At 51.2% G+C, this 21,989-nt stretch carries 25 protein-coding genes; 15 read left to right on the top strand and 10 right to left on the bottom strand.

Annotation, left to right across the window (positions count from 1 at the left end; all coding sequences use genetic code 11):
- The first annotated feature begins 56 nt into the window (after window positions 1–56).
- Entirely contained in the window at window positions 57–1,136 is a 1,080-nt protein-coding gene (gene degS / locus L2712_RS00695) for an outer membrane-stress sensor serine endopeptidase DegS (protein WP_248976587.1), read from the top strand.
- A 605-nt stretch (window positions 1,137–1,741) separates the two neighbouring features.
- Here degS and L2712_RS00690 read toward each other — a convergent pair.
- The 10 genes from L2712_RS00690 to L2712_RS00645 all read right to left on the bottom strand — a co-directional run bounded on the left by L2712_RS00690 (window position 1,742) and on the right by L2712_RS00645 (window position 10,412).
- Window positions 1,742–3,409, bottom strand: a complete 1,668-nt coding sequence (locus L2712_RS00690; protein WP_248976586.1) for an Ig-like domain-containing protein — start codon at window positions 3,407–3,409, stop codon at window positions 1,742–1,744.
- 195 nt (window positions 3,410–3,604) lie between these two features.
- On the bottom strand, window positions 3,605–4,237 hold the full coding sequence (locus tag L2712_RS00685) for a response regulator (RefSeq protein ID WP_033539418.1): 633 nt from the start codon (window positions 4,235–4,237) through the stop codon (window positions 3,605–3,607).
- Complete coding sequence (locus L2712_RS00680) at window positions 4,237–5,706, bottom strand: sensor histidine kinase (RefSeq protein WP_248976585.1); 1,470 nt, start codon at window positions 5,704–5,706, stop codon at window positions 4,237–4,239. The genes L2712_RS00685 and L2712_RS00680 overlap by 1 nt, the downstream gene beginning before the upstream one ends.
- 43 nt (window positions 5,707–5,749) lie before the next feature.
- Window positions 5,750–7,009: a UDP-N-acetylglucosamine 1-carboxyvinyltransferase gene (murA, locus tag L2712_RS00675; RefSeq protein WP_248976584.1), complete on the bottom strand. Its 1,260-nt coding sequence runs from the start codon at window positions 7,007–7,009 to the stop codon at window positions 5,750–5,752.
- 9 nt (window positions 7,010–7,018) lie between these two features.
- Entirely contained in the window at window positions 7,019–7,276 is a 258-nt protein-coding gene (locus L2712_RS00670) for a BolA family protein (RefSeq protein WP_033539420.1), read from the bottom strand.
- 15 nt (window positions 7,277–7,291) lie between these two features.
- A complete protein-coding gene (locus L2712_RS00665; protein ID WP_248976583.1) occupies window positions 7,292–7,585 on the bottom strand; it encodes an STAS domain-containing protein in 294 nt (97 codons plus the stop codon).
- Window positions 7,585–8,205: an MlaC/ttg2D family ABC transporter substrate-binding protein gene (locus L2712_RS00660; protein ID WP_428848606.1), complete on the bottom strand. Its 621-nt coding sequence runs from the start codon at window positions 8,203–8,205 to the stop codon at window positions 7,585–7,587. Before L2712_RS00660 ends, L2712_RS00665 begins: the two co-directional genes overlap by 1 nt.
- A gap of 44 nt (window positions 8,206–8,249) precedes the next feature.
- Window positions 8,250–8,723, bottom strand: a complete 474-nt coding sequence (gene mlaD / locus L2712_RS00655; RefSeq protein ID WP_033539423.1) for an outer membrane lipid asymmetry maintenance protein MlaD — start codon at window positions 8,721–8,723, stop codon at window positions 8,250–8,252.
- 71 nt (window positions 8,724–8,794) lie between these two features.
- Entirely contained in the window at window positions 8,795–9,580 is a 786-nt protein-coding gene (mlaE, locus tag L2712_RS00650) for a lipid asymmetry maintenance ABC transporter permease subunit MlaE (protein ID WP_088905490.1), read from the bottom strand.
- Window positions 9,567–10,412, bottom strand: coding sequence for an ATP-binding cassette domain-containing protein (locus tag L2712_RS00645; protein WP_052125622.1), 846 nt, complete (start codon window positions 10,410–10,412; stop codon window positions 9,567–9,569). The genes mlaE and L2712_RS00645 overlap by 14 nt, the downstream gene beginning before the upstream one ends.
- A gap of 165 nt (window positions 10,413–10,577) precedes the next feature.
- Here L2712_RS00645 and L2712_RS00640 point away from each other — a divergent pair, with 165 nt between their 5' ends.
- The 14 genes from L2712_RS00640 (at window position 10,578) to L2712_RS00575 (ending at window position 21,942) form a co-directional block, all read left to right on the top strand.
- Window positions 10,578–11,537: a calcium/sodium antiporter gene (locus L2712_RS00640; RefSeq protein ID WP_088905491.1), complete on the top strand. Its 960-nt coding sequence runs from the start codon at window positions 10,578–10,580 to the stop codon at window positions 11,535–11,537.
- Between the two features lie 35 nt (window positions 11,538–11,572).
- The gene (locus L2712_RS00635; RefSeq protein WP_033539426.1) at window positions 11,573–12,550 is read left to right on the top strand and encodes a KpsF/GutQ family sugar-phosphate isomerase; all 978 of its coding nucleotides are present in this window, start codon (window positions 11,573–11,575) and stop codon (window positions 12,548–12,550) included.
- A gap of 1 nt (window position 12,551) precedes the next feature.
- Window positions 12,552–13,103: a 3-deoxy-manno-octulosonate-8-phosphatase KdsC gene (gene kdsC / locus L2712_RS00630; protein ID WP_033539427.1), complete on the top strand. Its 552-nt coding sequence runs from the start codon at window positions 12,552–12,554 to the stop codon at window positions 13,101–13,103.
- Window positions 13,100–13,657, top strand: coding sequence for an LPS export ABC transporter periplasmic protein LptC (gene lptC / locus L2712_RS00625; protein ID WP_033539428.1), 558 nt, complete (start codon window positions 13,100–13,102; stop codon window positions 13,655–13,657). Before kdsC ends, lptC begins: the two co-directional genes overlap by 4 nt.
- Window positions 13,644–14,186 (top strand): lipopolysaccharide transport periplasmic protein LptA, encoded by a 543-nt coding sequence (gene lptA / locus L2712_RS00620; RefSeq protein WP_033539429.1) that lies wholly within the window; start codon window positions 13,644–13,646, stop codon window positions 14,184–14,186. Before lptC ends, lptA begins: the two co-directional genes overlap by 14 nt.
- Entirely contained in the window at window positions 14,183–14,914 is a 732-nt protein-coding gene (lptB, locus tag L2712_RS00615; RefSeq protein WP_248976581.1) for an LPS export ABC transporter ATP-binding protein, read from the top strand. Before lptA ends, lptB begins: the two co-directional genes overlap by 4 nt.
- 132 nt (window positions 14,915–15,046) lie before the next feature.
- Window positions 15,047–16,534, top strand: a complete 1,488-nt coding sequence (locus L2712_RS00610) for an RNA polymerase factor sigma-54 (RefSeq protein ID WP_033539431.1) — start codon at window positions 15,047–15,049, stop codon at window positions 16,532–16,534.
- Window positions 16,535–16,564: 30 nt separating this feature from the next.
- On the top strand, window positions 16,565–16,852 hold the full coding sequence (gene hpf / locus L2712_RS00605) for a ribosome hibernation promoting factor (RefSeq protein WP_033539432.1): 288 nt from the start codon (window positions 16,565–16,567) through the stop codon (window positions 16,850–16,852).
- 2 nt (window positions 16,853–16,854) lie between these two features.
- Window positions 16,855–17,298 (top strand): PTS IIA-like nitrogen regulatory protein PtsN, encoded by a 444-nt coding sequence (gene ptsN / locus L2712_RS00600; RefSeq protein WP_033539433.1) that lies wholly within the window; start codon window positions 16,855–16,857, stop codon window positions 17,296–17,298.
- Window positions 17,295–18,143, top strand: a complete 849-nt coding sequence (gene rapZ / locus L2712_RS00595; RefSeq protein ID WP_033539434.1) for an RNase adapter RapZ — start codon at window positions 17,295–17,297, stop codon at window positions 18,141–18,143. Before ptsN ends, rapZ begins: the two co-directional genes overlap by 4 nt.
- Complete coding sequence (locus L2712_RS00590; RefSeq protein ID WP_033539435.1) at window positions 18,136–18,411, top strand: HPr family phosphocarrier protein; 276 nt, start codon at window positions 18,136–18,138, stop codon at window positions 18,409–18,411. The genes rapZ and L2712_RS00590 overlap by 8 nt, the downstream gene beginning before the upstream one ends.
- 100 nt (window positions 18,412–18,511) lie before the next feature.
- Window positions 18,512–19,879, top strand: a complete 1,368-nt coding sequence (gene mgtE / locus L2712_RS00585; protein ID WP_248976580.1) for a magnesium transporter — start codon at window positions 18,512–18,514, stop codon at window positions 19,877–19,879.
- 105 nt (window positions 19,880–19,984) lie between these two features.
- Entirely contained in the window at window positions 19,985–20,668 is a 684-nt protein-coding gene (locus L2712_RS00580; protein ID WP_248976579.1) for a response regulator transcription factor, read from the top strand.
- Between the two features lie 11 nt (window positions 20,669–20,679).
- Complete coding sequence (locus L2712_RS00575) at window positions 20,680–21,942, top strand: sensor histidine kinase (protein ID WP_088905495.1); 1,263 nt, start codon at window positions 20,680–20,682, stop codon at window positions 21,940–21,942.
- Window positions 21,943–21,989 lie beyond the last annotated feature (47 nt).

Below are 21,989 nucleotides of genomic sequence, written 5' to 3'. Positions count from 1 at the left end.
TGCCCTATAACTAAACATGTTAATCTAACGCTACTTTTCCCAGTGCACGCAAAATCATGACTCTAAAAGACACGGTAATTTACATCGCGAAAGCTGTTTTATTCGGCCTCATCATGGCCGCGGTCTTTCTGGTCATCACCCCCTTAATCACGGGAAATAACAATCAAAATAACTTCTTTCAACACCGCGGACAAAACGGCATAGAACTCTCCTTTTCCAAGGCGGTTCGCCGCGCGGCACCTGCCGTCGTCAACATCTACAGCCTAAGCATAGATCAGAGCCGCCCACTTAATTCAGGGGCACTCCAAGGGCTGGGATCGGGCGTGATCATGAGTAAAGAGGGTTACATACTCACTAACTATCATGTGATCAAGAAAGCCGATGAGATAGTTGTGGCCCTGCAAGATGGACGCAAATTCACCTCTGAAGTCGTTGGCTCAGATTCGGTCACTGACCTGGCGGTGCTTAAAATTGAGGGCGACGCCCTACCCGTAGTGCCCATCAACTTAGATATCCCGGCCCAGGTAGGCGATGTGGTACTGGCCATAGGCAACCCCTATAACCTGGGGCAAACCATTACCCAAGGAATCATCAGCGCCACGGGGCGTAACGGCCTTAGCTCGGGCTATCTGGATTTCCTACAGACAGATGCGGCCATCAACGCAGGCAACTCGGGGGGCGCCCTTATCGATACCAGCGGTCAGTTGATCGGCATTAATACCGCCGCTTTCCAGATCGGTGGAGAAGGGGGTGGACACGGCATCAACTTCGCCATTCCTATCAAGCTGGCTCACAGCATCATGGGTAAATTAATTAAAGATGGTCGGGTGATCCGTGGTGCCCTGGGAATCACAGGTGAGCCCATCAACCCTGTGATGGCACAGATCCTCAACCTACCGGATCTGACCGGTGTGATGGTGACAGGCGTCGATCATCAAGGCCCTGCGGCGCAGGCTAAGCTAAGGCCCAGAGATGTGATCACTAAATTTAACGACGAAACCGTTCCTGGCGTCGAAATGCTGATGGACAGAATTGCCGAGACACCGCCAGGGACTCAGGTGACTATGACCATCATACGCAGCGGCAAGTACTATCAGGTGCCCGTCACCATAGGTGAAAACTTTAATAACGAATAATCTTTCTCAAAAAGAACAAAGTAAAAAGCCAGCAAATGCTGGCTTTTTTACTTTTGTACTTTCTATCCATTGAAAGCCAAGAGGTAATAAAATGAGGGGCATCCCCAAAGGTTTATTTATTCGGACTCCGAAAGAGTCGCAACCAAAAGCTGCATTCAAGCACGGCGCCGGCAATCAGCAGTCCTAACGCACCAAAGTGCATTCCTAGTCCATAACAGATCAGTGCTCCACTGAGCAGCACCGCTAATAACGCCATCCTTTTACCATGTGCCATATACTCTCCTTAGCATAATGAACCAAGCTTACCTGCCTATATTACAAGTATAAGCGTTTCTGTACCGCTGAAATGTATGAAATTTATTCGCTACCCTTTAACTGATTCAGGCTTATCTGCACGTCTCCAGTAAAGAGGACGACTCTTATTCAGTCAAGCATTTACAACACACGCGCTTGATGGATAACAAACCAGACTCATCAAAAAAAGCCACCCTAGCATATAACTGAGGTGGTCTTTACCTTTATGGGAAAGGGCAATGAATCACTTTGTTGAGCTTTTATGGTGCGATCTTACGCACTTATTATTAAACCTCTTACTTAGGGAACGGTTACTTATGAACCTTAGTTAAGGCTGCGGCCTTCTCTGTATAATTGTCGTGACAATTACCACAGGTAAACTTAGCTGTACCCCATGGCATTTGATACTTGCCATCATCGGTGAACTGCTTGGCATCAGGCGATAAATCCAGAGTAAAGAGGTGAGACTTAATATCACCAAATACCACATCCGCACTACCCAGCTTAGGTGCTGTCGTTACCGCACTCTTAGCCAACTTAGGCATATGACAGTCGGTACACTCCGCTATCGTGCCGTGGCCATATGATCCACCACCGTCGGTAAATTCCATTGTATGACAATCGGTACAGGCTTTAACGGCGCCCATATGCAGACCATCGCTGCTGTCCTGATTCTTAGTCGACTTATGAGAGTCATGGCAGGTCGTACAGCTCATGCCTTTCTTAACACCAATTTCATCACCAGCCTTATAGATACCGTGGTCCTGTGGTACTACGCCTAAAAGCTCATCGGCAGTTTGGTGATGTTGCGCCAAGCCACCTTTGGCAATGATGCGACCACCTACTTGGCTACCGCTAGGATAGGCCTCATTGTACTTACTGACGAAAGAGGGGTAATCCTTCTCACCATCACGGGTATGACATTCGGCACAGGTCACCGCCTTGCCATAGGCCATATCATCGGCGAGGAACTCCTCTGTCGTACGCGCAACGGCTATCTTGGTGATGTTATCTTTCGAAGGTGCCTTAACGTGGAAACTACCCGCACCATGACAGGCTTCACATTGAATGCCCTGCTCGGCAAACGTACCATTCATACCGATAAGGTCGTCCTGACGATCTGGATTACGGTTGTCGCCACCGGCCACATCTGTGGTGCGCTTCCAGCCCGTTGTATGACAGTTACCGCAGCTGTATTTATAGTCAAACTCTGTATCTTTGTAGTTACCCATCACATCTGGATCGACGGGATGGTTATCGGGAATATTCAGCTCACCCTTACTGTTACGAATGTTGTATTGAACATTCTTACCCGTCACTATGTAACCGTCTTTGTCCAACCAGCGCATTTTCCAATGATAGCCCCCCACCACATAGCTGACATCATCATAGCTACTTGGTGCGCCTAAGGTGTTGTTCGGCGTTGAATCCACTAACAGATCGATCGCGCCAGTAATGGTCGTTTCAGGCGTATACGGGAAGCTTGGCTGTGCACCGTCGCTGATCTTTTGAATTTTAAAGTTGTGACCCGTCTTAGCAAAAGAAGCATGCTTTTCGCTGTGGCATCCGGCACAAGCCGCTGATCCCACATAGGCTAACACCTCTGGCTCAGGCAAGGCCTCTACTGTCACTGTCACTTCACCAACAGCCTCATCAGTGCCATCGGTGATGGTGTAATTAAACTTAACCTCTCCTGCCGAAGTTCCCGCGGTATATTCAACCTTACCCTCTTTGATCACTGCGCTATCATTGCTGACCGATACGATAGAGAGCGTGTCACCATCGGCGTCGGTATCGTTGGCCAGTACATCTATGACGACCATTTCAGAAACCGTCACGGTCGCGCTATCGGCTACGGCAACGGGCGGGGTGTTTTCTTGAACTGGAGGTGGGTTTTCATCGTTATCACTACCACATGCCACTAACATGGATATCATGCTAGCGAGCAATAGCTTTTTACATGGAATTTGGTTGCTCATTTGTTCATCCTCTCGTGGCTTATGACAATCACCAACTTTGCAGGGAGGGCGATTGATATGTCTCTTTGGACATGGTCACAGTATTTGTGACTTACCACTAAAGGGATAGATTAGGCGATTTCACAATAGTCAGGCTATTGTGAACTTTACTTATCAAGGTCAAGGTAAGAAGCTGATTTTAAATACTAAAAATCATCATGAAAGATTGTGGTTTTGTAAAACAAATTGACCCGTTGTTGTCAGAATATAGATCTTGCTCTCATTTTGTTGAACCAGACCCGCCTTCTTCAATTGGCGCAGATGAAAATTAAATTTGGTGTGATCTTCTACCCCCACCAGACGGCAAAGATCCATAAATTTGAGTTGCTTATGAGTACCAAGCTGTTTAAGGGTCATGCGTCTTAACGGATTTGCCAGAGCGGCATAAACGCTGTCTGGGTCGATATCGGCGGCAGATTTTAATAACTGCTTCTCGGCGATACTGCGCTTGATACTCATCAACAACTCACCGGCATTAAAAGGCTTGGTCATCACGCTATCGGCACCTTTCTTCATGGCATCAACCGCTGTATCTACCGTTGCATAGGCAGTGATAATGATGATGGCGATAAACGGGTTCAGCTGACGTAGATTTGAGATAGCCTCAACCCCAGTCATCCCAGGCATCAGCAGATCCATTAGCGCAATATCGAAACTGTGATGCTCACAGGCAGAAATGGCCCCCTCAGCGCAATCGACGGCGATCACCTGATGACCTTCCAACTCCAATATGTCTACCATATTGGTACGTAAGTCTGCGTCGTCTTCAGCAATCAACACATTTGCCATTATGCCCCTTCCTCAAAAACAATCGATATCTGAGTGCCCCGCACGGGTTGGCTTTCGATACACATACTGCCGTGATGTGCCCTGACAATTGACTCACAGATAGCCAATCCCAGCCCGGTCCCCTTACCTATCGCCTTGGTAGAATAAAAAGGCTCTAGAGCCCGAGCACGACAAGCTTCATCCATCCCTTGCCCCTCATCACTCACAGATAACTGAATGCCATCATCTCGCTGCAACGCACTGACGCAGATCTTACCGCCTTTATCACTGGCATCCATGGCATTGTTGAGCAAGTTAATCAGTAACTCTTCCAACTTAATTTTTTGCCCCATGATCTGCAGCGAGTCGGGGCAATCGACCTTGATGTCGAACTCTCGTTGCTTATGAGACAAGAGCTTAATTGCCGAACCAACCACCTCAGCCAACTTAACCTGTCTCGGTTCTTCTGACACAGGTCGAGCGTAAGCCAGCAACTCCTTACTGATCTCGGCAGCGCGACTAATGCCCAGGCGAATTCGCTGAATATACTCAGCCTGCGCAGGATCCTGGGGTGGATATTTTCGCTCCAGTAAGTCCAGCGCCAATGTCGAAGAAGCCAAAGGATTGTTGATCTCATGGGCTACCCCCATGGCAAGCTGGCCTATCGCCTTGTATTTATCCGTCTCCACCGCCCGTTTCAACTTGGCCTCTGTTTGCTGCTCGCGTTCGATATCAAAAATCTTGAGAGCCTTCAACAGCGCAATGAGTACCAGGCCACTGGCCAAGGTACGCAGCACGGGAACTGTCATGTGTAAATCTGTTGCAACCAACCCCGCGAATATGCCGTATATCCAAAGTCCTACGCCTGTGGCCACAAAGTATTGTCCATAGTCATGTCGCTGCCGCAACAGGTCGTGACCATATATTGCCATGCCACATCCAGCCAGAAAGGCGCTGCCAAACCCCAGCAACAAACGTGTATAGAATGAAGCCTGCGCAAACATCTCATCGGATAAGTCCAGCGAAGTTGAGAAACGTACTACCGACACTAAATATGCCAACAAGATAAGCAAGATCACCCCATGGCCGATGCGCGCAATGGACCGCGACAAGATAGAGAATAATAGCCAAGAAAATACCATCAAACTGGCAAACGAGAGCGCTAACTTAAGCAGTCTAAGCCACTCCACGAGCACCTGATATTGCCTGGAGATATCATCGGCAAACAGGATCACATATAACTCGGACCACTCATGAAAGGCATGGGTAAACCCAAACAAAGCCAGCGCCCATAGTGTGGGGGAGATTGAGAGTTGGCTGTACTTAAAATTGCGAAACACAACGACACAGCCAATGGAAAAAAATACCAGGCCGTAAAAGAGATAGATGTTAAACACGATAAAGGTCGACATAGCCAGACTGTACCACTGGCTCAACATGCCCTGCCGTGACGACTGCAGCAATATCGTTTTAAAACCGGCCAAAGACAAAAAAGCCACCCTAAGGTGGCTTTTATCATAAGGTAATCAAAGATCAGCTGACCCGCACGACCTCGCCGCCAAGGCCCTTAAATTTGTCTTCGATATGCTCATAGCCTCTATCGAGATGATAGATACGATCCACTGTGGTCACACCTTCAGCCACTAGACCAGCAATCACCAGACTAGCCGAGGCGCGAAGATCGGTCGCCATCACCTGAGCACCATTAAGCTGTTCAGTCCCCTTGATGATACAAGTATTGCCTTCAAGCTCCATGTTAGCGCCCATACGAATCAGCTCTGGCACATGCATGAAACGATTCTCAAAGATGGTCTCGGTAATGGTCGCCGTCCCTTCGGCCAGGGCGTTGAGTACACAGAACTGCGCCTGCATGTCCGTCGGAAAACCAGGATAAGGCATGGTCTTGATATTGACCGCCTTTGGGCGTTGCCCCTGCATATCCAGCTCAATCCAATCTTCACCCGTGGTGATGGTTGCGCCAGCATCTTCCAGCTTGGCCAGCACAGCTTCGAGCGTCTTGGGATCGGCATCGACGCAGCGGATCTTACCTCGGGTTACCGCGGCAGCCACCAGGAAACTACCTGTCTCGATACGATCCGGCATCACACGGTATTCACAGCCACTGAGCGACTCGACACCCTGAATGCGAATGGTATCGCTACCGGCACCACTGATCTTAGCGCCCATGGCGTTCAGACAATTCGCCAGATCGATCACCTCAGGTTCACGAGCGGCGTTTTCAATCACGGTTTCACCATCGGCAAGAGCCGCGGCCATCAACAGGTTTTCGGTAGCACCGACACTGATCATATCCATGAAGATATGAGCGCCCTTGAGGCGGCCATCGACGCGGGCCTTGATATAGCCCTCTTTCACCTCAATCTTGGCGCCCATCTGCTCCAGACCATGCAGATGCAGGTTAACCGGACGCGCACCAATGGCGCAGCCGCCCGGCAAAGAGACGTCGGCAGTGCCGTAACGTGCCAGCAGAGGTCCCAAGATGAGAATTGAAGCGCGCATGGTCTTCACCAGCTCATAGGGCGCACAAAACTCGTTAAGATGGGTGGTCGATATGGTGATCTTACCCTCATCACTGCGACTAACGTCGGCGCCGAGGCAGCGAAGTAATTCACAGCTGGTGTTGACGTCTCTCAGGTTGGGGACATTGGTGACCACAAAGTCAGTCTCGGCCAATACACCGGCCATTAGAATGGGAAGCGCGGCATTTTTCGCACCTGAAATCACCACGTCACCGGCCAGTGCACCACTGGCCTGAATTGTTAATTTATCCACTATGAGTCTCTAGCCTGGCATGTTGAAGATTTTTTCACGCTTCCACTGCGTCGGGGTAAAGGCGTTGATCGTGATGGCGTGCAATGCCCCACTGGTCACATGTTCCATTAAGGGGCCATAGATCATCTGCTGCTGTTTGACTCGGCTTACACCGTCGAAACACTCACCAACGGCGACAATCTTATAATGTGTCCCATCCTGGCTCACGTGCACTTCATCTAGTGTCAGCGCTTGGCTAAGCAGCTGTTCAATCTCATTGCATTCCATATATGGATAACCCTTTTATTTGGCTTCTTCGATGAAGAAGTCTTGTAAATCATATAAATCAATTAACTTTTTCAATTGCTCTGGCGGACAACATAGCGCTAGCGTCTTGCCCTGCGCCTTCTGCTCGGCCACCAGATGCAGCAGCAATGCCACACCGGCACTGTCGCTATAAACGATGCCAGAAAGATCCAAGCGCTCACTCGTCTGGCTCAGCAGCCCATCAAGCTTGGGCCAAAGCTGCACCACCGCCGCCTGGGACAGCTCACCGCTCACCCGGCAGACGCCCGCCTCCTGATTAAAGGACAGCATTATAGCCTAGTCCCTTGGTTAACCAAGCTGATATGGTTTTCAGTGTGAGTTTCTAACTCTTTTATCACCGCATCGATACCATTTTGGCGGATAAGGTTAGAGATCTCTGCGCTTTTAGAGGCCAGTAGACTCACACCTTCGGCCACAAGGTCAAACGCCTTCCAGGTATCATCCTTAAGACGACGCACCTTGAAGATCAACTTGATCGGCGGACGTCCCTGTTCGATAACCTGTACATTAACATCCACCATCTTCTCATCGTCGAAACGCTTAGCCGGTGCAAACTCTACCTCTTGATCTGTGTACTCGGTAAATGCCTGGGCATAGGTAGCGATCAAATAGGTCTTAAACGCCTCGGCAAAACGCTCACGCTGCTCCGGAGTACTCTGGCGCAGGTAAGGCCCCATCACCTTATAAGAGGCATACTTATAATCTATGTAGGGCATCAACTCGTCAGAGACTATCACCTTAAGGTGGTCAGGGTTGGCCTTAATTGTGGCAAAATCCTGATGAAACCTGGCGAAAGTCTTGTTGGCAACCGATTCCACCATGGCGTAAGGATCTTTGGTATTAACCGAAATCTCTTCGCTACTCACCGCCGCACTGGTCAACAGCACCATGGCGGAGAAAACCACTTTCAACAACTGTTTCATAATCGTCCCTATTAATTTTCTTTAGACTTCATACTGTATAAGAACTGGCCGATGAGATCTTCGAGCACCAAAGCCGAATGGGTGTCATCGATACGATCACCATCTTTGAGCATGCCGATATCGTCCATCACAAAACCGGGCGTCAGACCTAAAAACTGCTCGCCTAACAGGCCAGAGGTCAGAATCGACAGGCTACTGGTTTCGGGGAACTGATCGTATTGTTTATCCATTGCCAGCTCGACCACAGCCACCAGTTCTTCAGGATCTAAGCTGATATTGGTCACTCGGCCAACCACCACGCCGCCCACCTTGACGGGCGAGCGCACCTTAAGACCGCCAATATTGGTAAACTTGGCGTATAAGGTGTAATGGCTCTGGCCAGGTTTCACCTCGACATTGGCCACATTAAAGACCAGGACCAAAAAGGCCAACAGGCCCGACAGAATAAACAAGCCAACTAACAGTTCAATTTTTCGAGTCAACATACTCAATTACCACTCAGTTCTATACATACCATGACGGCAAATATATAGGTTTATCCATAAACAAAATTTAATCAGCGGCCAAACATAATGGCCGTTAACAAGAAATCTAGCGCCAGCACTGCCAGGCTGGATTGCACCACGGTTTGTGTGGTTGCGCGGCTAATGCCCTCAGGGTTGGGGATCACATGATAACCGCGATATAAAGCTATCCAGGTCACCACGACGGCAAATACCAGACTCTTGATCATGCAGTTCACGATATCCTCGCGCCACTCTACCGAGGCCTGCAGAATCGACCAGAAACTGCCGCTATCTATCCCTTTCCACTCCACTCCCACCAGATGACCACCATAGATCCCCACAGCGGTAAACATTAGTGCCAGTAGAGGTAAGCTGATCACCCCGGCCCAGAATCGCGGCGCGATCACCTGCCTTAGGGGATCGATAGCCATCATCTCCAGACTAGAGAGCTGCTCGGTGCTCTTCATCAAACCAATTTCGGCGGTCAATGCCGATCCGGCGCGTCCAGCAAACAGCAGCGCGGTCACCACAGGTCCCAGCTCACGCAGCAAACTGAGCGCGACCATAGGACCCAGGCTGTCTTCGGTGCCAAACCCCACCAGAATATTATAGCCTTGCAATGCCAGCACCATGCCGATAAACAGGCCAGACACTAAGATGATCACCATAGACTGCACGCCAATCACATACAGCTGTTTAATTAATAAAGGCGTGCCTTTTCGTACTCTAGGGACCTTGGCAATAGCGCCCCACAACATCAGGCCAGCACGACCCAAGCCGGTGACGCTATCGATTGCACTACGACCTAAGCTGGCGATATGATCAATCACGCTCACCTAACATCTCCTTTTGGTAATCCTGTGCGGGAAAGTGAAACGGCACAGGCCCGTCGGGCTGACCACCGATAAACTGTTTCAGTTTAGGATTATCTGCCGCTTTCAACTCGGCGGGCGTGCCATGGGCGATCACCTTCTTATCGGCCAGCACATAGACATAATCGGCAATCCCCAACACCTCTTGTACGTCGTGAGACACCACCACAGAAGTAAGACTCAGGGCATCGCCCAGCTCTCGGATCAGCTTTACCAAGACCCCCATAGAGATAGGGTCCTGACCGGCGAAGGGCTCATCATAGAGCACCAGCTCGGGCTCAAGGGCAATGGCACGGGCCAAGGCTGCACGTCGCTGCATGCCGCCAGACAGCTCGCTCGGCATCATCTGCGCCGCGCCTCTCAGGCCTACCGCCTCAAGCTTCATCAGCACGATGCGGCGAATGATCGCCTCTGGCAAGTCTGAGTGCTCCCGAAGTGCAAAGGCAACGTTATCGAATACGTTCATATCGGTAAACAGCGCGCCGCTTTGAAACAGCATGCTCATACGTTTACGCAGGTCAAAGAGTTCACTGCGATTACACTTGTGCACATCTATGCCGTCGACCTTAACCTCACCTGTATCCGGGCGCAGCTGCCCTCCGATCAACTTCAGCAGGGTCGTCTTACCTATACCGCTAGGGCCCATGATGGCGGTTACCTTGCCGCGAGGAATCGACAGGCTCACATCATCATAGATGACATGGGAACCACGGCTGAAACCTAGATGGCTAACCTCAACCAATGGCCTGGTCTCGGTTGACGACTCTGTGTCATGACTTAACGATTGATGACTCATAACAGGACCTAATACATTCCATGGATAGGCGGCAGGAAAAGAGACAAATTGTACGAAATTGACCGATTGTGCACAACTGAATCGACACTATCTTTGCGCAATACTTTCAATTTGGCTCAAATCCAGCGAAAATGCGCGGCAGACTCTTAAATAAAAAGAATTTCAATGCTATTTAATATTTTCTTACTGATCGTCGGTTTAGGGGCGCTGGTATGGAGCGCCGACAAATTTGTCTTTGGCGCCGCGGCATTCGCCCGCAATCTCGGCCTGCCTCCCATGTTAATCGGGCTCACCATAGTTGCCATGGGCAGCTCGGCGCCAGAGATGTTCGTTGCGGCCACCGCCTCCCTCGAGGGAATGACAGACACTGCCATTGGTAATGTGCTGGGCTCCAACGTTGCCAACATCACGCTTATCTTGGGGATCACCGCGCTTTTAGGCGCAATATCAGTAGGTTCACAAACACTTAAGCGTGAAATTCCTATGATGCTGGGGGCGACGGCGCTGGCGGGCTATTTCCTCCACGACGGGCAACTGACCCGCATCGAAGGACTCGTGTTGCTGGCACTCTTTTTTTCGCTGATGGGCTATCTCATCTGGCATGCGATCTCCAACAAGGAGAAAGACCCCTTTATCGATGAAGCCGAAAGCGAAGTTCCTAAGGATGTGCCCACGCCAAAGGCTGTGCTCTGGTTAGTGATCGGCATAGTGCTGCTGCCCCTGTCGGCAGACTGGATGGTGCAAGGCGCAGTGGGTATCGCCAAGGCTTTCCATATGTCAGACTTAGTCATAGGACTCACCATCATAGCCGTTGGCACCAGCCTGCCTGAATTGGCGGCTTGTGTGGCGGGCGTGTTAAAGAAAGAGGACGACCTGGCCATAGGCAACGTGGTTGGCTCAAACCTGTTTAATATTTTAGCGGTACTGGCACTGCCTGCGCTTATCGCACCCGGTGCGGTAGATGCCGCAGCCAGCACTCGAGACTTTTATATGGTGATGGCAACCAGCGTTGCCCTGGCCATACTGATTTTATTAACCGGCAAAGCCCGCCAACTTCGCCCTTGGCATGGTGGCGTGTTATTAGTGACTTTTATCGGCTATCAAGTCACGCTTTTCCTATCCTAATAGCGCTTTAGGCCGAAAAATATAGAGAGAACAAGATGGTAGATGCGGATCAATTACGTCAATGGGGACGCAAGGTTATCGATACCGAGCGCAATGCGCTGGACAACCTGTATCAATATGTCGACTCAAATGAATTTGCCAAAGCTTGCCAACTGATCCTCGCCTGCACCGGCAAGGTGATCGTCATGGGCATGGGCAAATCCGGCCACATAGGCAACAAGATTTCGGCCACGCTGGCCAGCACAGGGACTCCAGCCTTCTTCGTGCATCCGGGTGAAGCCAGTCACGGCGACTTGGGTGTGCTGAGCGAAAACGATATAGTGCTCGCCATCTCAAACTCGGGCGAGGCCAGTGAAATTTTAACCCTGATGCCGGTGATCAAACGCATGGGATTGCCTGTGATTGCGGTCACGGGTAAACCCGAATCCAATATGGCTAAACACGCCGTGGTTCACCTGTGTATCGAGGTGCCAGAAGAGGCCTGCCCATTAGGACTTGCACCCACATCTAGCACCACTGCCACCTTAGTGATGGGCGATGCCCTGGCGGTCGCACTATTACAGGCGCGTGGCTTTACCAAAGATGATTTTGCCCTGTCTCATCCCGGTGGCAGCTTGGGCCGTAAGCTCCTGCTGAAGGTGAGCGACGTGATGCACAAGGGTGATGAGTTACCTTTAGTCTCACAAGACATTAGCATTACCGATGCCCTGTATGAGATATCGAAGAAGGGCCTTGGCATGACGGCTGTGATCGATTCGGCAGGCCTATTGGTAGGTATCTTTACCGACGGCGATCTACGCCGGGTGATCGACGCCGAGATTAACCTGCGCAAGACCTCTATCTCCGAGGTGATGACCCATGGTTGTGTCACCGTCAGCGACGGCATACTGGCGGCGCAGGCCCTTAAGGTAATGGACGAAAAAGAGATTAACGGCCTGATAGTGACCGATGAGACACAGCGTCCCATCGGCGCTCTCAATATGCTGGATATGGTCAAGGCGGGGGTGATCTAACATGGCACATCAAGGTTTCTACGGTCCCATCACTGATGCGGTTTGGCAGAAGGCTAAACAGATTAAGCTGCTGATCTGCGATGTCGACGGCGTGTTTTCCGATGGCTTAGTCTATATGAGTAACTCGGGCGATGAGCTTAAGACTTTCCACACCCGCGATGGGTATGGCGTGCGCTCGCTGCTCACCAGCGATATTCCCGTTGCCATCATCACAGGGCGTAAGTCTCAGATAGTGGAAGATCGCATGACAGCCCTTGGGATCACCCATATCTATCAGGGCGTGGACAACAAACTTGAACCATACGAAGAGCTGCTGGCTCTCTATAAGGTCACGCCCCAGGAAGTGGCCTATATTGGCGACGATATGGTGGATCTGCCTGTGATGCAGAAGGTGGGCTTATCTGTCTGTGTGGCTGATGGCCACCCTTATGTGCGCCAACACGCCGACATGACGACCCATATCAAGGGGGGCCACGGCGCCCTGCGAGAACTGACAGACCTTATTCTGCTCAGCCAGGATAAGTTTGCGTCGGCCCACGGAATGAGCATATGAATAGAGTCACGCTGGCCATTATCGCCTTTTTCGGTACCGCACTAGTCCTCTATTGGCAGGTGCAATCGAAACGGGGAGAAGAAGATCTGGCACAGGTGAACGCCGACAGTCCCGACTATATCGTCCGGGATCTTAAGAGCGTGCAGTACAATGAGCAGGGCGGCATCAATAGCCGCGTATCGGCCAGCCACATGAAGCACTACGCCGAACGCAACATGACCTACTTTACTCAGCCCATCTATCTCGTGTATCCAGACAAGGGCGATGCCCAATGGCGACTCAGATCGACTAAAGGCACTCTGGACAAAAATAGCGGACGGGTCACCCTAGAAAATAATGTTATCATTGATGCGATTAGCCCAGAAGAACCTATCCAGACCATAGAGACCACCTATCTGGAGTTGGATCTCAATACTATGATAATGACATCCGACAAAAGCATTCGGGTAACGGGGCGAGATTTCCTCATCACGGGGCAAGGCTTATACGCCGATCTCAACGCACAAAATATACGACTGACGAGTCAGGTAGAAGGAACATATGAAACTAAATAGCCTTATTCTCGCTGGGCTGCTAACCCTGATTAGCCTGGGCGCCCAAGCCAAGGATAATGACCTGCTACAAGAGGTCAAGATCTCTGCCGCTAGCCAGGAAGCCGATATCAAGAACAATCAGATCATCTTCCATGGACCGGTTGAGGTCTCTCAGGGCTCGATCAAGATCTTGGCCGATGAACTGCGCGCCTTCAGCAAAGAAAAGAACAGTGGCAAGATCCTCGTTGCCACAGGCAACCCGGCCACCTACTCTCAGGTAATGGAAGATGGTCGTCCCGCCTCTGCCAGTGCCAAAGAGATCCGCTATGAACTCTCGAGCCGCACCCTGACACTCATTGGCGATGCTACACTGGAACAGGAAGGCAGCCAGGTCACAGGCACTCAGATCCGCTACAACATTGAACAGCAACAGCTGATCGCCGAGAGTACAGGCAATGACCGCGTGATCACCATTATTCAGCCTGAAAACTATCAAGAGCAGAAACAAGCGCAACCCGAGCCAGAACAACCCGAACAGGAAAAGCAATGACAGACCTGACCTTGAAGGCGGAAAACCTCGCCAAGAGCTATAAGAGTCGTGCCGTTGTCCAAGATGTGAGCCTTACAGTCAAAACCGGGCAGATCGTCGGCCTATTGGGACCAAACGGGGCCGGTAAGACTACCACCTTCTACATGGTGGTAGGCCTAGTACAGAGCGACAAGGGGCGCATCTATATCGATGATGACGACCTGACTCTCGACCCCATGCACCTTCGTGCCCGTAAAGGCATAGGTTACCTGCCCCAAGAAGCCAGCATCTTTCGCAAACTCTCGGTACGCGACAACATCATGGCCGTACTGCAGACTCGCAGCGATCTGGATAACGATGGCCGCGAAGAGCAGTTGGAACATCTTCTGGAAGAGTTTCATATTACCCATATCCGTGACAGCCAGGGTATGGCGTTATCGGGCGGTGAACGTCGCCGGGTAGAGATCGCCAGGGCCCTGGCCGCGAACCCGAAATTTATTCTTCTCGATGAACCCTTCGCCGGTGTCGACCCTATCTCAGTCATCGACATCAAGAAGATCATCGAGCAACTCAAAAACCGTGGCCTTGGGGTGTTGATCACCGACCATAATGTGCGCGAAACATTAGACGTCTGTGAGAAAGCCTATATCGTCAGCCACGGTAATCTGATCGCCGAAGGAACACCCGCCGAAATCTTAGACAATCAGCAAGTACGAGCAGTGTACTTAGGTGAACAATTCAAGCTATAGTTAATCTTATAACCGGGCCATAAACTGAAACTAATATCAGATTGTGGCCATAAGGACTATCCTTTATATTTGTCCGGCCAATTAGCCAGAGCTTTCTCATTTTATAATTAGAAACAAGGGAATAGCAGTACGATGAAAGCGTCACTTCAGCTCAAAATGGGTCAGCATCTCACCATGACGCCCCAGCTACAACAGGCCATACGTCTGTTGCAGTTGTCGTCACTAGAGTTGCAGCAGGAGATCCAACAAGCATTAGAATCCAATCCGCTACTGGAGTTGGATGAAGAGCAAGAAGGCGCCAGTGCCGAACTACAAGATGATACCGCCGTCGACAATTTCGACAGCAAGTATGATGACAAGATAGAGCTGGATTCGAGTCAGGATAACTCAGGCGTCGAGACCTCAGATGCCCTGACTCAAGACTCTATGCCTGACGAGCTGCCGGTCGACACTACCTGGGACGAGGTCTATACCGCCTCCCCTAACTCCAGCTCCGGCGCCATGCGCGACGACGACATGCCTTTTCAGGGCGAGACCAGTGAAGGCCTATACGAGCACCTCGAATGGCAAAAGAATCTCACCCCTTTTTCCGATAACGATCTGGCCATCGCCACCGCCATCATAGATGCCATTGACGAACGCGGTTACCTGACCCAGACCTGCGAGGATATTCTCGAAGCAATGGGCGATCCCGAAATAGAACTCGATGAGGTCGAGGCAGTACTCAAGCGAGTACAGCACTTCGACCCCATAGGCGTGGCGGCACGAGATCTCAGCGAGTGTCTGACGATTCAGCTGGCCCAATACAGCGACGATACCCCGCATATAGCCAATGCACGCATGTTGATCAAAGAGCACTTGGATCTCATCGCTGGACGCGACTTCCGCCTCTTGATGCGCAAAACCAAGCTTAAAGAAGATGAGCTAAGAGATGCTATCGCCCTCATTCAGACCCTAAACCCCCGTCCAGGCCTAGCCATTACCGCCAGCCGCGACGAGTATGTGATCCCTGATGTGACCGTCACCAAGAAGAAGGGACGCTGGGTGGTCGAGCTTAATCCCGATAGCATGCCCAAGATCAACGTCAACCAGCAGTATGCGGCCATGGCGCGCAGTACTAAGAGCCAGGCTGACGGTCAGTTTATTCGTGGTCACCTACAAGAGGCGAAATGGTTCCTCAAGAGTCTTGAGAGCCGTAACGAGACACTGCTAAAGGTCACCAACTGCATCGTCGACTTCCAACAAGGTTTCTTCGAATTTGGTGAAGAGGCGATGAAGCCCATGGTGCTTAACGACATCGCCGAAGCGGTGGAGATGCACGAATCGACCATCTCCCGTGTAACCACACAGAAATATATGCATACCCCGAGAGGGATCTTCGAACTCAAATACTTTTTCTCTAGCCATGTCGGCACTGACGATGGTGGAGAGTGCTCTTCAACAGCAATACGCGCTTTTATTAAGAAGCTAGTTGCTGCGGAAAACCAGAAAAAGCCATTAAGCGACAGCAAGATGGCTCAACTCTTGGCTGAACAAGGCATTAAAGTGGCACGTCGCACTATTGCTAAGTACCGAGAGGCAATGCTTATACCGCCCTCGAATCAGCGTAAGAGCTTATAACACGTAACTGGAAACTGGAGGACTATCTTTATGCAAATAAACCTGACTGGGCACCATATCGAGATCACCCAATCTCTAAGAAACTATGTTGAAGAGAAATTCACAAAGCTTGAACGTCATTTCGATCAGATCAATAATGTGCACGTTGTATTAAATGTCGAAAAGTTGCAGCAAAAGGTTGAGGCCAAGTTACACCTCCGTGGCGGAGAAGTGTTCGCAACATCCGAACATGCGGACATGTATGCCGCGATAGACTCCCTGATTGACAAGCTCGATCGTCAGGTCATTAAACACAAAGAGAAGCTTACTAAACATTAACGATGGAACTGAGTACCATCCTGCGGCCGGAGTGCACAACCTGCGCCACTCCGGGCAGTAAGAAAAAGGTACTGGAGCTTATCAGCGACTTAGCCGCTGTCCAGTACCCCACCCTCTCCTCTCAAGAGATTTTTGAAAGCCTTCTGGCTCGAGAGAAAATGGGCAGCACAGGTATAGGCAATGGTATCGCGATTCCTCACGGACGGCTGACGAACATAGAGCAACCTGTGGCCGTACTGGTGAAGTGTGCTGAACCAATCGCATTCGATGCCATTGATAATAAGCCCGTCGATATCCTTTTTGCATTATTGGTGCCCGCAGATCAATGCGAGCAGCATCTTAGTACTCTGGCCGCCATGGCAGAGAAACTCAATGACAAGGCGATCATGAAACAGCTAAGAAAAACCAAGGATGAGTCAGAACTCTATCAGGTGATCACCCAATGAAATTGGTTTTGGTATCCGGACGCTCAGGGTCGGGAAAATCTGTCGCACTTAGGGTCTTAGAAGATCTCGGCTACTACTGTGTCGATAATCTGCCCCTACAGATGATGGAATCCCTGCTGGAGCAACTCAAGGGACGCAGCGAACTGGTGGCCATTAGCGTCGATGTGCGCAATATGCCCAGCGAAGAGATCCAGTTGGAAAAGCAGCTGGCCAAGCTCCCGAAAGATACCGAGATCTTAAGTTTCTTCCTTAACTCCAGCGACAATGTGCTGCTCAAGCGCTATAGCGAGACCCGCAGATTACATCCGCTGTCACGCTCAAAAGTCTCTCTCAAGGAGGCGATTCAGCTCGAAGGCAAATTGCTCGATCCCATCGCCAAGCTAGTGGATCACTATATCGACACCTCTAACCTCAACATCTATGAGTTGAGTGACAAGGTGCGCGAAATATTACTGGGCACAGTCGATAAAGAGCTGGTGATCAACTTCGAATCTTTCGGCTTTAAATATGGCATGCCAAGCGAAGCCGACTTCATGTTCGATGTGCGCTTTTTGCCAAATCCCCATTGGGAGCCAGAACTGAGACCCCTGACCGGCCTCGATGAGCCAGTGCAGCAGTTTCTGAGTCAGCAGCCACTGGTAAATAAATTTATCTGGCAAATCGAAAACCTGCTGGAAACCTGGTTACCTCATCTTGAGCGTAACAACCGCAGTTACCTCACCATTGCCATTGGCTGCACGGGTGGGCAACACAGATCTGTCTATGTCACCGACCAACTGGCCAAGCTGTTCAACAAAGGCAAGCATAAGGTACAGGCTCGTCACAGAGAGCTAAAGCATGACTAAGTTGGCTCGCGAGCTGACCATCTGCAATAAGTTGGGACTGCACGCCAGGGCGGCCACCAAGCTGGCAGTACTTGCCGCCAAGTTCGATGCCCAAGTCACCCTGATCCAGGGCGACAAACAAGCCTCGGCCGCCAGCGTACTCGGCCTCTTGATGCTCGAAACCGGCATGGGCAAAACCATCACAATCACCAGTGAAGGCAAAGATGCCCAGGCGGCACTGGACGCCATCAGTGCCCTTATTGACGCCAAATTCGACGAGGCCGTATAATCGGCTCGCTTTGCGGTGCCGGGTGAATTTCGTCCTATACTTATCATAGACTTACACGCCTATTACCCAAGCCGGTCAATCTATTGCCTAAGGAGGAGCTATGCCGATCGAAGTGTTAGATAGTGAAACCACAGATCAACGCCTAAATCAGCTCACTCAAGCCTTAGGTAGCGGTATGTTTGTGCATGTGCGCAGCATGTTGCACGACATGGCTGCCTCAGATATCGCCTTCATCTTGGAGTCTTCTCCGCCGCGCACCCGTCAGGTGTTATGGCAACTGATCGATCAAGAGCACACCGGCGAGATCCTCGATGAGCTCGGCGAGGAACTCAAAGACAATCTGATCACCCAGATGAGTCCGGAGCGTGTCGCCAAGGCGGCCGAAGGCATGGACACAGACGATCTGGCCTACATACTGCGTAGCCTGCCCGACAGCGTCTTCAACCAGGTACTGCAGTCGATGACAGCCCAGGATAGAGCCAGGGTTGAGCAGGCCCTCTCCTACCCGGAAGACACCGCCGGCAGTATGATGAATACCGATACCGTCACCGTGCGCCCCGATGTCAATGTCGATGTAATACTGCGTTATCTGAGAATTCGTGGTGAACTGCCCGATGCCACCGACACCCTTTATGTGGTGGATAAGCGCGACAGCCTGCTGGGCGGCGTGCGTATTACCGATCTACTTACCTGCGATCCTAATGCATCGGTGCGCGATATCATGAACAAGGATCTCGAAGGGATCCCGGTCGGTATGGACGATAGCGAAGTCGCCCAGCTGTTTGAGCGCCATGACTGGGTGTCGGCGCCGGTGATCGAAGAGGAGACCAACCGTCTGCTTGGTCGTATCACCATCGATGATATTGTCGACGTGATCCGTGAAGATGCCGAACACTCCATGATGGGGATGGCAGGGATGGACGACGACACAGATACCTTCGGTCCTGTGCTTAAGAGTACCTTTAGGCGCTCACTCTGGCTCACCATCAACCTATTTGCCGCGCTGCTGGCCGCCTCGGTCAGTAACATGTTCGAGAGCACCCTTGAGCAGTTTGCCACCATCGCCATCCTGATGACCATAGTTCCCAGCATGGGCGGCGTCGCTGGCAACCAGACCTTAGCTCTGGTGATCCGCGGTATTGCCCTAGGACAGATAGGTCAGAGTAACTCCCGCTGGCTGATAAGCAAAGAGCTGGCCATCGGCTTTCTCAATGGCCTGTTATGGTCCCTGCTGGTGTTTGGCGCCATCTGGCTATGGAAAGGCGATATCGCCCTTGGCGCCCTGATCGGCGGCGCCATGTTGATCAATATGACGGTGGCAGGATTTGCTGGCGCCAGCATCCCCTTGCTACTGAAGAAGTTTAATGTCGATCCCGCCCTTGCTGGCGGTATGGTGCTGACCACAGTCACTGACGTTATCGGCCTATTTGCCTTCCTAGGCCTGGCGACCCTGTTTCTGCTGAACTGAATGCCAAGAGCATCCCGATACCGAATCGGATGCGCTTGAATTTCAATATTATCGACATCTTTTTCACGTTAGTATGGTTATGGTCACATCATAGAGAGAGGTGACATGCAAAATACTCAGATATTGATCATCGAAGATAACCCAGATGTCGCCGGCGTCTTGGGGGACTACCTTGAATCCCAAGGCGCGCAGGTGGATTACGCCAGCAATGGTGAACTCGGCCTGCGACTCGCCACCGAAGGGCACTTCGACGCCATCATATTAGATCTTATGTTACCTAAGATGGATGGCTACGCTGTCGCCAGGGCCCTGCGTGAGCAAGGCGCGAGTGTCCCTATCCTGATGTTAACGGCGCTGGATGATAAACAGGATCTGCTCCAGGGGTTTCATAGCGGGGCCGATGACTACCTGACTAAGCCCTTCGATTTCGATGAACTCACTGTACGCCTGCAGGCGCTAATCAAGCGCCAACAAGGACGAGTCGCCCAAGGGTGTAAACAGTGTGGGCCGCTCACCCTGAATATCGCCGAACATACTGCCTACCGGGAGGGCAAAAAACTTCAGCTTACCCCAAGCGGTTATCAGATCTTACAGCTGCTTATCTCCCGAGCTCCTAATGTGGTGAAACGTGAGGAGATAGTGCAGCACCTGTGGGGAGAGGAGCCTCCCAACAGCGATATATTGCGCAGCCACATGTACCAGCTGAGAAATCAGGTGGATAAACCCTTCGATACCCCCATCATACTAACCGTACCTAAGATTGGGTTTCGGTTAGATGTAAAACAATAGCGAGCCCAAAGGTGCAACAAACCGCCAAGAGCCTGACCCGTAGATTAAGCCTCTATTTTGGGGCTATCGCCCTATTAGTGGCGGCGATTCTCTATCTGCTCAGTGTAACCATACTCTACTGGGTCGAAGATGAGATCAATCGCCGTGCCCTAGAACAGATAGTCCCCAGCGCTCAGACCGCCTTCGAGCAAGGCGCCCGTTCGCCGCTCATCCTTAGCACTAATATCACCGCCTACAATGACCTGAGCCTGCTGCCTAAGGATTACCAACCGATGGCAGAGTTGCCTGTTGGATTTCTCGATGAGCTACATGATACTTTCAAGGAAGATATCTTCATCTATCGCGGCGAATATCAGGCGCAAGGCTTAACCCTACCATTGCTCTTGGTGATGGATGCCGCACAGGTAGAACTGAGCAGTAACGAATGGCGCAGTATCAGCCTGGTGATACTGGCCGTCACCCTGATGCTGTTCGCCCTGTTCGGCTTTGCCATCAATCGACTGACACACAGGCTGATCGCTCCGATCCAAGCCATTAGCAAACAGCTGGAATCCCCCGACGCAGAGCGCCCTTTCCAGGTCTCCAACGATGCGACTCAAGAGTTTCACGCTCTTACCGCCAGTCTTAACTATTACCAGCAGCAGATCGCCCAGTTGCTTCGCCAGGAGCAGGCCTTCTCGCGTTACGCCAGCCATGAACTCAGAACCCCGCTGACCATCATTCAGGGCGCCAGTCGTTTGTTAGAGCAAGAGGGAAACCCTGAATTTCTCAAACGCCAGCGTAAACGGATCGCTACCGCTGCCAGCAATATGCAACACACCATAGATGCCCTGCTGAGTCTGGTAAAACAGGAAAAGGGATTGCTAGCGTCGAATACGCGAACGCTGACAGAAAAAGAACTTTCTCAGATAATTAATGAAATACAACCGCTTGCCGACCATAAAGCCATTGAACTGCGGCTTATCCTCAATGCTACTCCACAGATCGCCCCCAGCGAGCCAGTTCTGCGTATGTTACTGATCAATTTACTCAATAACGCCATCAATGCCAGCGACACAGGCTGTATCGAGATCAGTATCGACACGGATGGGATCTCGGTGAGAGATCAGGGGCGTGGCATGAGCACCTTAGATACCCAGCCTCAGGGTCATGGCTTAGGGCTGGAGATAGTCGAGGCCCTGTGCCAGCGCTATCAATGGCGCTTTAGCCTCACCAATGGTGATACGGGCTGCATCGCCACACTGCACTTTCCTGCAGCGCCAGATGCCCCATGATGGTGCAACACGCCCACTAAAGTAAAAGACCAGCCTGTCGGCATGGG

This window comes from Shewanella marisflavi, assembly GCF_023283925.1.
Classification (GTDB): Bacteria; Pseudomonadota; Gammaproteobacteria; order Enterobacterales; family Shewanellaceae; genus Shewanella; species Shewanella marisflavi.
Note: the sequence above shows the minus strand (reverse complement) of the source record. Positions and strands in the feature narration are given on the sequence as shown.

Bases quoted from the DNA above. Each gene is read 5' to 3' on its own strand.
- degS (WP_248976587.1), top strand. From the start codon at position 57: ATGACTCTAAAAGACACGGTAATTTACATCGCGAAAGCTGTTTTATTC.
- L2712_RS00690 (WP_248976586.1), bottom strand. From the start codon at position 3,409: ATGAGCAACCAAATTCCATGTAAAAAGCTATTGCTCGCTAGCATGATA.
- L2712_RS00685 (WP_033539418.1), bottom strand. From the start codon at position 4,237: ATGGCAAATGTGTTGATTGCTGAAGACGACGCAGACTTACGTACCAAT.
- L2712_RS00670 (WP_033539420.1), bottom strand. From the start codon at position 7,276: ATGGAATGCAATGAGATTGAACAGCTGCTTAGCCAAGCGCTGACACTA.
- L2712_RS00665 (WP_248976583.1), bottom strand. From the start codon at position 7,585: ATGCTGTCCTTTAATCAGGAGGCGGGCGTCTGCCGGGTGAGCGGTGAG.
- L2712_RS00660 (WP_428848606.1), bottom strand. From the start codon at position 8,205: ATGGTGCTGTTGACCAGTGCGGCGGTGAGTAGCGAAGAGATTTCGGTT.
- mlaD (WP_033539423.1), bottom strand. From the start codon at position 8,723: ATGTTGACTCGAAAAATTGAACTGTTAGTTGGCTTGTTTATTCTGTCG.
- L2712_RS00645 (WP_052125622.1), bottom strand. From the start codon at position 10,412: ATGAGTCATCAATCGTTAAGTCATGACACAGAGTCGTCAACCGAGACC.
- L2712_RS00640 (WP_088905491.1), top strand. From the start codon at position 10,578: ATGCTATTTAATATTTTCTTACTGATCGTCGGTTTAGGGGCGCTGGTA.
- L2712_RS00635 (WP_033539426.1), top strand. From the start codon at position 11,573: ATGGTAGATGCGGATCAATTACGTCAATGGGGACGCAAGGTTATCGAT.
- kdsC (WP_033539427.1), top strand. From the start codon at position 12,552: ATGGCACATCAAGGTTTCTACGGTCCCATCACTGATGCGGTTTGGCAG.
- lptC (WP_033539428.1), top strand. From the start codon at position 13,100: ATGAATAGAGTCACGCTGGCCATTATCGCCTTTTTCGGTACCGCACTA.
- lptA (WP_033539429.1), top strand. From the start codon at position 13,644: ATGAAACTAAATAGCCTTATTCTCGCTGGGCTGCTAACCCTGATTAGC.
- lptB (WP_248976581.1), top strand. From the start codon at position 14,183: ATGACAGACCTGACCTTGAAGGCGGAAAACCTCGCCAAGAGCTATAAG.
- L2712_RS00610 (WP_033539431.1), top strand. From the start codon at position 15,047: ATGAAAGCGTCACTTCAGCTCAAAATGGGTCAGCATCTCACCATGACG.
- hpf (WP_033539432.1), top strand. From the start codon at position 16,565: ATGCAAATAAACCTGACTGGGCACCATATCGAGATCACCCAATCTCTA.
- ptsN (WP_033539433.1), top strand. From the start codon at position 16,855: ATGGAACTGAGTACCATCCTGCGGCCGGAGTGCACAACCTGCGCCACT.
- rapZ (WP_033539434.1), top strand. From the start codon at position 17,295: ATGAAATTGGTTTTGGTATCCGGACGCTCAGGGTCGGGAAAATCTGTC.
- L2712_RS00590 (WP_033539435.1), top strand. From the start codon at position 18,136: ATGACTAAGTTGGCTCGCGAGCTGACCATCTGCAATAAGTTGGGACTG.
- mgtE (WP_248976580.1), top strand. From the start codon at position 18,512: ATGCCGATCGAAGTGTTAGATAGTGAAACCACAGATCAACGCCTAAAT.
- L2712_RS00580 (WP_248976579.1), top strand. From the start codon at position 19,985: ATGCAAAATACTCAGATATTGATCATCGAAGATAACCCAGATGTCGCC.